This window comes from Phenylobacterium sp., from assembly GCF_044372605.1.
Lineage (GTDB): Bacteria > Pseudomonadota > Alphaproteobacteria > Caulobacterales > Caulobacteraceae > Phenylobacterium.
In genome coordinates this window covers 1-10,500 of sequence record NZ_JBILRO010000111.1, presented here as the reverse complement: position 1 = coordinate 10,500, position 10,500 = coordinate 1, and the positions used below count along the sequence as shown (strand labels likewise).

Below are 10,500 nucleotides of genomic sequence, written 5' to 3'. Positions count from 1 at the left end.
CAGCTGCCGGGGGCTAGCGCGCGGCGGTGATCCGGTAGGCACACCTGCGGGCGCCGGCCAGGATGTGATCCGTGCGTTCGACGCTCACATCCGGCCCCAGGGCCTTGCGGAACGTCTCCAGCTCGGCGCGGCAAAATCCCTGGCAGGCGGCCGCCGCCGCGCAGATGGGGCAGTGGTTCTCCACGAGGTGGAAGCCGCCGCCCGGGCCTTGCGACCAGTCGGCCATGTAGCCTTCCGCCGTCCGAAGCTCGGCCAGGCGGGCGACGCGGGCGCCGAGGCTCCGCAGTGGCGCCAGCGCCTGGATATAGGATTGCGTGGTCACGGCCTCACGCCGGGTGATCAGCCGGTCAATACCGGCTTCGCCGAATTCGGCGCGCATGGTGTCGAGCATCTCGAGAGTCAGCTGGGCGTGGGTGTCGGGGAAGCGGGCCTGCGCCGTGGCCGTCAGCGACCAGATCCGGCGGGGCCGGCCCACGCCACGCCGCTCATCGGCATGTTCGACCAGGCCTTCGGCGACAAGGCGTTCCAGATGTTGCAGGGTGGCCTGGCGGCTGATCGCCAGCGCGCCGGCCAGCGCCAGGGTCTCCGCCGGCCCGCGGGTCTTGAGCTGGAACAGGATTCGGTCGGTGGGCGTGTTCATTTGACAATGAGATTGTTGCAAATCCAGTCGGGCGGGTCTAGTCGAATTTGACATGAGTGATGTTGTCAAACCGAAGGATCCAGCCAACAGCTGGGCCGATCTGTTGGCCGAAGGGCGCGCGCCGCGGTTCCTGCTGATCTGTCTGGGTGTCTGGCTGAACGCCGCCGACAGCCTTGTGACGGCCACCATCATGCCCAATGTCGGCGCCGATCTGGGTGGATACGCCTACTTCGCCTGGGCGACGGCGGGGTTTCTGGTGGGTGCGATCATGGCGGGGGCCAGCGCCGGGCGATTGTCGGAGCTGTTTGGCCTGCGTCTGGCGACCGCGCTGGCGGGCGTCATCATGGCGGTGGGTTGCGTCATGAGCGCTCTGGCGCCGGACATCACCACCTTCCTGGCCGGACGTGTGATCCAGGGGCTGGGCAGTGGCTGGATCTCGGGGTTCGCCATGGTCGCCATCGCGCTGCTGTTCCCGGAGCGTCATCTGGCGCGGGTGTTTGCGGCGGTGACGTTTGTCTGGGGTGTGGCGACGGTGCTGGGGCCTCTGGTCGGCGGCCTGGTGGTCGAAACCCGCGACTGGCGTGATGTGTTCTGGCTGTTCGCCCTTCAGGCAGCGGTCTTCGCCGTCGCGGCGCCGTTCCTGCTGGCCGGATCCGCCAAGGGGCAGGGCGGTCCGGGGATCCCCTGGATGCAACTGAACGTCCTGGCATTGGGCGTCGGCGCGATTGCTGTGGCCAATGTGCTGACGGAGCCGGCCGCCGCCATCGGGCTGGTGCTGGCGGGCTTTGGTGTTCTGGCTCTGGTGATCTGGCTGGACGGCCGGGCCAGGGTTCGACTGCTGCCGCAGGGCGCCGGTGATGTCCGGACCGTGGTCGGGGCCGGCTATCTGGCCATGTTCGCCATGACTGCGGCCACCATGGGTTTCGGCATCTATGGCCCGCCGATCCTGCAGGAGCTTCGCGGGTTTTCGCCGCTCTGGGCCGGTTACGCCATCGGGGCCGAGGCCATGGCCTGGACCATCGCCGGCATCGCGGTCGCCGGGGTCACCGGAATCTGGGACGGCCGCTGGATCCGTATCGGCGCAGCCTGCCTGATCGTCAGCCTGGTCGTCCTGACCTGGAGCATGGCCGATGGCCCGCTCGCCTGGGTGCTGGTGGGCGGATCGTTGATGGGCGTGGCCTTCGGGTTTTCCTACGCCTTCATGACGCGGCGAATCATGGCGGCGCTGTCGGACGAGGACCGCGCCATCGGCTCGTCCGCTGTCTCCGCCGTCCGACAGACCGGCGCGGCGGCCGGGGCGGCGATCTCGGGCGTGGCGGCCAACATGGCGGGCTTTTCGCAGGGACTGACAGAAGCCAGTGCGCGATCTGCCTCGTTATGGGTCTTCGCCTCGGTGATCCCGATTGCCCTGATCGGCGCCTGGGCGGCGTTCCGGATGACGGCGGCGACGGCCCGGGACTAATCCCTCGCCGGCCGCCAGAGCGGTCCGACGGCGATCAGCAGGACGAGAACATTGAACAGCGCATTCGACGCGTTTCCAGACGCGATGGAGCCGGCGCTGGTCAGGAGAAACCAGGCCAGCACGCCCATCAGAACAGTGTTGCGTACGCCCGTCGCGCCCCAAAACCAGCGCGAAAATCCCGGAATGTGTGTGACAATTGAAACAACATCATGAAGTTGTCATCGGGTAAGTGACATGGCAGCATTCGGGTTGAACTCCCGGAGGGACTAGCAATGCCACTGCCAAATCCCGTGATCCTGGTGCCCGGCATAACCGCGACCGACCTGCGCGATCTCTATGAGTTCCCGCCGCAGTTGATCTGGTCGCTTACCCGCAATGAATACAATCGCGCGGGCCTACATCCACAGGACACGCGCTACGAGGGCGAACTGCCGGCCCAGGTGAGGCCCGATCAGGTCTTTGACATCGCCTACAAGGAGATGGTGCTGGATCTGCGCCACGATCTGACGGAACGCGCCGATCAACCCGTGCCGGTCTACATCTTCGGATACGATTGGCGTCAACCGCTGGAGATATCCCAGGTCCAGCTGCGCGCGTTCATCGAGGAAGTCATCAACAAGACCACACTTACGCGCCACTACTTCGCGGACGACTACGCGCAACGGCGCAAGGTCAACCTCGTCGGACATTCCATGGGCGGTCTGGTGATCGCCGGCTACCTAGCCGGGGCCGGCACCAACTCGCCGGTTGAGCGCGTCGCCACGATCGCAACACCCTTCAAGGGGTCATTTCAGGCCGTTGAGAAGATCGTCAAGGGGACGACGAACCGCCGCGAGCGGGAGGCTTCAAGGCTGACACCTGCGCTCTACCATCTGCTGCCCAGCTTTACCCGGGGCGTCACCATCGATGCCGCGTTGCCTCAGACTGATATGTTCGATGAGCGTCTGTGGCAGGCCAGTGTGGTGGACACCATCGGCGAGGCGCTGCGGCTGCGGGGCTCAGGCGCGCCAGCCGACGCGGCGGAGATTCTCCGGGGCATGTTGGCCCAGGCCAGGGCTCACCGCGCCTCGGTCGACGGGCTCAATCTGGCGAATTGCGGGCTCAGCGCGGACGACTGGCTCTGCATCATCGGGATCGGGGACAAGACCCAGGTCGCCATGGACATACAGATGCGGAATGGCGCGCCCAGGTTCGTACTGGATGCGCCGGGCATGACCGACAAGAAGTCGAGCCGCGGCTGGCGCACAGGGGACGGCACGGTCCCCTACGAAGGCGCGCTACCCAATTTTCTTCAGGAAGCCGACACGGTCATTCTCTCAAACAAGGACTTCGGGCCACTTGAGCTGAGGGACAAGCTGCTCGATGCCGTGACCGCGCTCCACGGCATCCTGCCCAACATGAACAAACTCCAGACCAGGCTGGTGCAGCACCTGCGGTAGGGGATGGCGGCTTCCGCGTCGAACGCCTGCCGGTCAGACGCCGCCAAGCCGCTTGGCCATCATGATGTCAGGCTTTCCGAAGCCGTTGGCGTCCGGGATCAGGCCGACGACTTCGTAGCCCAGCTTCTGGTAGAAGGCGAAGGGGTGGCCGCTCGTTTCCGCCAGCGTGGCGATCTTGCCCGCGACGTCCGGAAACAGATCGACACCGTAGAGGTTTGTTCCGCCGAATTCGTCGTCTGTGCCAAGATAGAGCGTCAAGACGCCCTCGGCTCTCAGGCGCGCTTCCAGCGCCCGGACAAGCGCCGTGCCGATGCCGCCCCGCTGCACCGACGGGTCAACAGCAAGGGGGTGCAATTCCCAGGCGTGGTCGTAGGTTTCGATGCAGCCGACCCAGCCGACCAGCACGTCATCCTCTAGCGCCGCGATCGCGTCGCGGTCGTCGTCGACAAAGAAGGTGTCGACCTCTTCCTTGAACTTGCCGTCGAAGGAGCCCGGTCGGTCGGCGAAAGCGTCGGCCAACACCCGCGCCGCGTCCGCACGCTGCTGGCGGGTAAGGTCATCGAATTCGACAATGCGCAGCATCATTGCGCTGGCAAATCCCTAAAGCTGATCCAGCCCGTACGCAGCGTGCAGGGCGCGAACCGCCAGCTCGGTATAGGCCGCGTCGATCAGGACGCTGATCTTGATCTCCGACGTCGAGATCACCTGGATGTTGACGCCTTTTTCGGCCAGGGCCTGGAACATCGATTTGGCGACGCCGGTGTGGCTGCGCATGCCGACCCCGATCACCGAGACCTTGGCGACGTCATCGTTTACCTGCACGTCCTCGAAGCCGATCTGCGGCTGGGCTGCTCGAACGATTTCCACGGCGCGCTGGGCATCGCGCTTGCCGACGGTGAACTCCATGTTGGCTGTGTCGGCGGTGCGGGCCTTGGACTGGACGATCATGTCCACATTTACATTGGCGTCGGCCAGGGCGCCGAAGATCGTTGACGACACGCCCGGGTGATCCGGCAGTCCAAAGAGGCTGATCTTCGCCTCGTCGCGGCTATAGGCCACGCCGCTCACGATCCGCTTCTCCACGATGTCCTCCTCGTCGCACACGATGGTGCCCTGGCCTGGCGCTTCGCCCGGCTCGACAAAACTCGACAGCACCCTCAGGGGCACCTTGTAGGCCATGGCCAGTTCAACCGAGCGGGTCTGCAGCACCTTGGCGCCCAGCGACGCCATCTCAAGCATCTCTTCGTACGAGATCCGCGCAAGCCGGCGGGCCTTGGATTCGATCCGTGGGTCGGTCGTGTAGACCCCGTCCACGTCGGTATAGATGTCGCAGGGCGCGCCAAGCGCCGCCGCAATCGCCACTGCGCTGGTGTCAGAGCCGCCGCGACCCAGGGTCGCGATTCGCCCGTCTCGCGTAACGCCCTGGAAGCCCGCGATCACCGCGACCTGACCGGCGTCCATCGCCGCGCCCAGCTTCTCGGGCGGAATGTCGTCGATGCGCGAGCGGCCATGCGCGTCGTCCGCGATGATCGGAATCTGCCAGCCCATCCAGGACCGCGCGGGAACGCCCATGTTGCGCAGGGTCATGGCCAGCAGGCCAGCGGTCACCTGCTCGCCGGAGGCCACCACCACATCGTATTCATCATCGGATGACGGCAGGCCGGGGGCCGCGGCGCCCGCGCCATCGGTCCAGGCGACCAGTTCGTTGGTCTTGCCCGACATGGCCGAAACCACGACGGCGACCTGGTGGCCGGCCTGCACTTCGGCGTTCACCAGTCGCGCCACGCGGCGGATGCGTTCCAGGTCGGCCACCGAAGTGCCGCCGAATTTCATGACCAGCCTGGACATGGGCTCTGGCTACGCACCCTCATTGCTTCGCCCCCGAAGGGCGGAGCCTTCTAGCGACGGTGACGCCACGCTGCAATATCTCCGGCCTTTGGACATGCGCCGCGCGGTTGCTAGAAGGGGGCATGAGTTCGCCCGACGCCGCCCGTTCCAGCATCGATCCTGCCGAGGTCGAGCGCTTCTCGCGCATCGCCGCCGAGTGGTGGGACCCGCGCGGCAAGTTTGCGCCCCTGCACAGGTTCAATCCGGTGCGGCTGGCCTTCATCCGGGATCAGGCGCTCTATCGCTTCCGGCGCGACGCCAGCGCACGCCGGCCGTTTGAGGGCCTGCGGCTGCTGGATATCGGCTGCGGCGGTGGCCTGTTGTCGGAGCCTATGACCCGCCTGGGCTTCCAGGTGACGGGCGTGGACGCCTCCGAGCGTAACATCGGCACCGCGTCGGCTCATGCGGCGGAGCAGGGACTATCCATCGACTACCGCACCTCCACAGCCGAGGCCCTGGTTGCCGCCGGTGAGCCGCTCTTCGACGTGATCCTCAATATGGAGGTGATCGAGCATGTGGCCGATCCGGGCGAATACCTGCGCTCCTGCGCTCGGCTGCTGAAGCCCGGCGGCCTGATGATTGTGGCCACATTGAATCGTACGCTCAAGGCGATGGCTCTGGCCAAGGTGGGCGCGGAGTACGTTCTGCGTTGGCTGCCCATCGGAACCCACGACTGGAACAAGTTTCTGACGCCTGATGAGTTGCGCAGCTTCCTGACCTCGGAGCCGGTGACCGTGGACGGCCCGTACGGGGTGGTCTTCAGCCCGTTCACCGGGAAATGGACGGAATCCAGTGACGTCGGCGTGAACTACATGATGACGGTTGTGCGCGACGCGGCCTAAGCCAGTCCGCGACGAGGAGTTTCGATGCCATCTTTACGCGTGCTCAATCACGCTTTCCGCGCCTGGCGGCGCAATCGCGCCTGGGCCAAGCATGAGCCTGAAACCCCTTTTCTCGCTGACCTCTTGTCGGGCGCGCCGACTTGCCTGCACGTGGGCGCCAGCGATGGCCGCCATTCCTACGTGATGACGCAGGTGGCCCCCAAGGCTGTCATCTATGCCTTCGAGCCCTCGGCCTTTGCTTTCGAGGTGCTCAAGCTCGGCATCGCCTGGCACCGCATGGGCAAACAGGTGACAGCCATCCACGCTGCCGTGGCGGACAAGCCGGGCGAACTGATGCTGGTGACGCCCAAGAAGTCGTCTGGCCGTATGGGGCGCGCCTATGCCTATGTCGCCGAGACGAAGCCGAATGGCCCTGCCAGACCCGATCTCGAAGACACCGGCATGGAAACCCAGATGACCCCGGTGGTCACGCTGGACGCCTTCTGCGCCGATCACGCCATTGACCGTGTCGATTTCATTCGCATGGACATCGAAGGAGCCGAGCAAAGGGCGCTGGAAGGCGCCGCGCTCATCCTTGATCGCGATCACCCCCACGTCCTCCTGGAAATTCATCCGCCGATGCTCCAGGCCCGGTTCGGCGGATCCGGCGAAGCGGTGGTCGATCTGTTTCTAAAGCGCGGCTACCGCATGTTCGCGCTTGACGGCGTCCGGCTCGAGGAGCGCACCACCCTGGTCGCGGACCTGCCCTGGAAGGACTACTTCTTCATCCACCCGTCGCGCGCAGCGCGGCTGCCTGATGGCGTGTTCAAGGCGCGGATGGCGGCGTGAACGTCGACGACCTCGACGGGCTCATGCTCTTCGACGGGGTTTGCAACCTTTGTTCCGGATCCGTCGCCCTCGCGATCCGGATGGATAAGAAGCAGGCGTTGAGGTTTACGCCCCTTCAGTCGCCGTTCGGGAACATGCTGGCGGTTCGCTACGGGCTAAATCTCGAAAACCCGGACAGCTTCATTTTCTTTGATAACGGCCAGGCGCTTCAGGGGTCGGATGCGTTGATCGCTCTGGCGCGTCGCTTTGGACGCCCCTGGTCCCTTTTCGCCGCTTTCCGCGCCCTGCCGCGAAGCTGGCGGGACGCCGCCTATCATCTGCTGGCCCGAAACCGCTATCGCCTGATGGGCAAGCGGGACAGCTGCATGACGCCAACACCAGCGCAGAGGGCGCAGTTTCTGCTCCATGTTCCAGATTGAGGGACTCTACGCCTGAAAGCCATGACCTCAGGAGTAATGGCCGCGCCCCTACCAGCTGAACTAGGTTTCTCGCCAACAAAGGAGAACGACATGTCCGGTTTCTGGCGCGCCTGGTTCATGAGTTGGTGCCTCTCCATCGGGGTTTTCGGGATCGTACTGGCCGGCGGGGCGTTCGAAGCCACCAGCGGGCCTGTCAGTCTCTTGTTCTCCCTGCTGCAAGGGCCCAGCGAGATCGTCTGGAACGCGCCCATGCGGTTCAGCCTCGGGGTGATGGGCGGCGTCTCGATCGGCTGGGCGGTGATGTTGACCCTGGTGGTGCGCGCGGCGATTGCGGCAGGAGAGGTGGGCCGCCCTCTCTGGAACGCGGTTTCAGCCGGGATGGCGGCCTGGTTCGTTATCGACAGCACCCTCTCGGTCGCCACCGGCTTCGCCATGAATGTGGCGCCCAACACCCTGCTGGCCGGCATGTACCTCGTCGGCCTCTTCGGAAGCGGTGCTCTCAGGCGAGCGGCGTAGGCCAGAGCCCGGGCTGCGCTGATCGGCGGAATCCCGCCGATGACTTGCCAGGTAATTGCCCGGCTCTCGCATGGGCCTGACTGTCAAACCCAGGACAACCTAGGAGACGACCCGTGGCCGCTGAATTTTCACCCATCGAGACCGTCAGACAGTTCATGAAGCTCATGGAGCCCCTGAACTATGACGAGGCCCTGAAACTCGTCTCGGCCGATTGTGAGTACGTCAATCCGCCGCCCATCGGCACTGTTCGCGGACCGGCCGGCATTCGCGCTGTGCTTGAGCCGTTTTTTGGCCCGACCACCGAGAACGAGTTCCGCGTCCTGCGCTCCGCCGGGTCTGGCCCGGTTGTTCTTCTGGAGCGTCTGGACCGGCACCTGTTTGGCGACAAGTGGGTGGAGCTGCCGGTAACCGGCGCTTACGAGGTCCACAACGGCGTGATCACCTACTGGCGCGACTATTTCGACTACGCGACGATCGCGGGACAACTGCCGACGGGGTAGGGCGGCCCGAAAGCCGCCCGCCTGGTCTTCAGGCCTTGGCCTCGGCGGCCGCGTGCGCCGCGGCTGCGGCCGCCATCATCTTCTCGAAGGCGCCGCTGCGGATGAGTTCGCGGCGCTCCGCGAGACCGCGGTGTAACTCCACCAGCACCCTGGCAGCATGCTCGTTGGTCTGGATCGCCGCCCAGTAGGCGGCGACGTTGGCGTTGGCCGGGATGGGATTGTCCACGCCCGTGGTCTGCAGCACGTTCTCGACCATGAACAGGCCGGGCACGATCGCGCAGTCGGCCATCGTCAGGCGGCCCGAGCAGGCGAAGCCGTCCTTGCCGATCATGCGGTCCAGAGCCTTGATGTTTCGCACCACCTGGCCACCCAGAAGGTCGACGATCCCCTGATTGCGGGTGGCTGCCCGGCCCTGGGCCGACAGCATGAACATGTTGTTCATCAGATAGATGTCGCCGATCCGGGCCAGGGTGCGGATGTGCGCCGTCTCTCGCGGCGTGGCGCCCAGCATCGAGGGTTCGGGATAGATCTCCTCCAGATACTCCGCGATGACGTCGGACTCCGGCATCAGGTCGCCGTCAATATCCAGCACCGGGATGCGGCCAATGGGGTTGGTCTCGCGAAATTTCGGCATCCCGAAATCCGCCGGTCGTTCCAGCGTGATGTCTTTGATGCCCTTGGCGTAGATCTGCAGGCGCACGCGGGCGGAATAGGGGCTCAGGTCCCCGGAATAGAGCTTCATCATGGTCAGGCGCTCCCCTGCGCGGCGGGTGAAGTGATGTGCCCGGTTGATCCTGGGGCGTTTCCATCGTCGACCCTAGACGTGATACCCCGGCGCCTCAAACTGATGTTATCTGGCCGTTCTGCGATGGAGGCTTTGAATGACCGCCTGGGCGTCCGGGAACCTTTCGATCACCGGCGGCCATCTGACCTATCACCGAACGGGCGGGGGCGGCCCTGCGCTGGTACTGTCGCATGGCCTGACTGACAACGGCCTCTGCTGGACCCGGTTGGCGCGCGCACTGGCGCCCGACTTCGACGTGATCATGCTGGATGCCCGCGGGCACGGGCAGAGTTCGAGAATCCCTCCGGGCGATCCGGGTGAGCCAGGCGAGGACATAGCCGAAGCGATCGATCTGCTGGGCCTGAGGTCGCCCATCGTTATGGGCCATTCGGTCGGCGCCCGCGCCACGGCCATGTTCGCCGCCGCCCATCCCGGCCGGGCCGCCCGGGTGCTCCTCGAAGATCCGCCGTTGGCGCCGCTCGCCGACCCCGCCGCCGCCGAACGACGCCGCACGCGGTTTCGCGAGCACGTAGGGAAGTTTCGCACAATGTCGCCTGATGAAATCACGGCCATGGGCAAGGCCCAGTCGCCCGGCTGGCACGCCGACGATTTCCCCGCCTGGACGCTGTCAAAGCAGCAGGTCGACCCCGAGGCCATGCCGGACTACCGCACGCCCTGGCAGGAGACCTTCGCAGCGATCACGGCGCCCACCTTGTTGATCCACGCCGATCCGGCCCTGGGCGGCCTCATCACGCCTGAGCTCGCGGCGGAGGCGATGCGCATCAACCCCGGCATCCGTGCGGTCCAGATCCCCAACGCCGGGCACAACACCCGCCGCGAGAACTTCACCGGCTATCTGGCGGCGGTGCGGGGGTTCCTCGTGGAAATATAGGCACGGTTCCGCGCTCGGCGGCGCTGGCGCCCGTCGCGCCAGCCGCATCCATCGGACCGAGGAACAACCCTTTGCGGTCCATTATGCTCACCCGGCTGGATACTGTCCGGTTCAGGACCTGCCGAACGCCTCCATCCGGACCCAGTCGTTGAGTTCGAAGCTCCACGCCGCCAGTTCGACGTAGCCATGGCCGCCTTCTGTCATGAAGGCCTCGACCTGCGTCCGCAACGTCTCGGGGTTGTGGGCCGCAACCTCCCGCGGGGCATCAGGTTTGCCCCCGTCGCGCCAGCC

General features: G+C 65.6%; 13 protein-coding genes. 8 read left to right on the top strand and 5 right to left on the bottom strand.

The features are described 5' to 3' along the window. Nucleotides 1-13: 13 nt before the first annotated feature. The gene (locus ACIQ42_RS10450; RefSeq protein ID WP_397422136.1) at nucleotides 14-640 is read right to left on the bottom strand and encodes a helix-turn-helix transcriptional regulator; all 627 of its coding nucleotides are present in this window, start codon (nucleotides 638-640) and stop codon (nucleotides 14-16) included. 52 nt (nucleotides 641-692) lie between these two features. On the opposite strand from ACIQ42_RS10450, the gene ACIQ42_RS10445 reads away from it, so the two are divergent. Further along, complete coding sequence (locus ACIQ42_RS10445) at nucleotides 693-2,102, top strand: MFS transporter (RefSeq protein WP_397422135.1); 1,410 nt, start codon at nucleotides 693-695, stop codon at nucleotides 2,100-2,102. 272 nt (nucleotides 2,103-2,374) lie between these two features. Continuing rightward, entirely contained in the window at nucleotides 2,375-3,541 is a 1,167-nt protein-coding gene (locus ACIQ42_RS10440; RefSeq protein ID WP_397422134.1) for a lipase family alpha/beta hydrolase, read from the top strand. Between the two features lie 33 nt (nucleotides 3,542-3,574). On the opposite strand, the gene ACIQ42_RS10435 is transcribed toward ACIQ42_RS10440, so the two are convergent. Together ACIQ42_RS10435 and ACIQ42_RS10430 are read right to left on the bottom strand one after the other, a co-directional pair. Continuing rightward, entirely contained in the window at nucleotides 3,575-4,126 is a 552-nt protein-coding gene (locus tag ACIQ42_RS10435; protein ID WP_397422133.1) for a GNAT family N-acetyltransferase, read from the bottom strand. A 15-nt stretch (nucleotides 4,127-4,141) separates the two neighbouring features. Then, nucleotides 4,142-5,389: an aspartate kinase gene (locus tag ACIQ42_RS10430; RefSeq protein WP_397422132.1), complete on the bottom strand. Its 1,248-nt coding sequence runs from the start codon at nucleotides 5,387-5,389 to the stop codon at nucleotides 4,142-4,144. 122 nt (nucleotides 5,390-5,511) lie between these two features. On the opposite strand from ACIQ42_RS10430, the gene ubiG reads away from it, so the two are divergent. The 5 genes from ubiG to ACIQ42_RS10405 all read left to right on the top strand — a co-directional run bounded on the left by ubiG (nucleotide 5,512) and on the right by ACIQ42_RS10405 (nucleotide 8,533). Then, nucleotides 5,512-6,270 (top strand): bifunctional 2-polyprenyl-6-hydroxyphenol methylase/3-demethylubiquinol 3-O-methyltransferase UbiG, encoded by a 759-nt coding sequence (gene ubiG / locus ACIQ42_RS10425; protein ID WP_397422131.1) that lies wholly within the window; start codon nucleotides 5,512-5,514, stop codon nucleotides 6,268-6,270. A gap of 24 nt (nucleotides 6,271-6,294) precedes the next feature. Next, complete coding sequence (locus ACIQ42_RS10420) at nucleotides 6,295-7,098, top strand: FkbM family methyltransferase (protein WP_397422130.1); 804 nt, start codon at nucleotides 6,295-6,297, stop codon at nucleotides 7,096-7,098. Then, on the top strand, nucleotides 7,095-7,517 hold the full coding sequence (locus ACIQ42_RS10415; protein WP_397422129.1) for a thiol-disulfide oxidoreductase DCC family protein: 423 nt from the start codon (nucleotides 7,095-7,097) through the stop codon (nucleotides 7,515-7,517). Before ACIQ42_RS10420 ends, ACIQ42_RS10415 begins: the two co-directional genes overlap by 4 nt. Nucleotides 7,518-7,607: 90 nt before the next feature. Next, entirely contained in the window at nucleotides 7,608-8,033 is a 426-nt protein-coding gene (locus tag ACIQ42_RS10410) for a hypothetical protein (protein WP_397422128.1), read from the top strand. 113 nt (nucleotides 8,034-8,146) lie between these two features. After that, nucleotides 8,147-8,533, top strand: a complete 387-nt coding sequence (locus tag ACIQ42_RS10405; RefSeq protein WP_397422127.1) for a limonene-1,2-epoxide hydrolase family protein — start codon at nucleotides 8,147-8,149, stop codon at nucleotides 8,531-8,533. 28 nt (nucleotides 8,534-8,561) lie between these two features. On the opposite strand, the gene ACIQ42_RS10400 is transcribed toward ACIQ42_RS10405, so the two are convergent. After that, on the bottom strand, nucleotides 8,562-9,278 hold the full coding sequence (locus tag ACIQ42_RS10400) for a glutathione S-transferase family protein (RefSeq protein ID WP_397422126.1): 717 nt from the start codon (nucleotides 9,276-9,278) through the stop codon (nucleotides 8,562-8,564). A 136-nt stretch (nucleotides 9,279-9,414) separates the two neighbouring features. Between ACIQ42_RS10400 and ACIQ42_RS10395 the strand changes: the two genes are divergently transcribed. Further along, nucleotides 9,415-10,209: an alpha/beta fold hydrolase gene (locus tag ACIQ42_RS10395; protein WP_397422125.1), complete on the top strand. Its 795-nt coding sequence runs from the start codon at nucleotides 9,415-9,417 to the stop codon at nucleotides 10,207-10,209. A gap of 111 nt (nucleotides 10,210-10,320) precedes the next feature. Here the strand turns inward: ACIQ42_RS10395 and ACIQ42_RS10390 are convergent. Then, on the bottom strand, nucleotides 10,321-10,500 hold a 180-nt coding region (locus ACIQ42_RS10390; RefSeq protein ID WP_397422124.1), incomplete at its 5' end, for a hypothetical protein.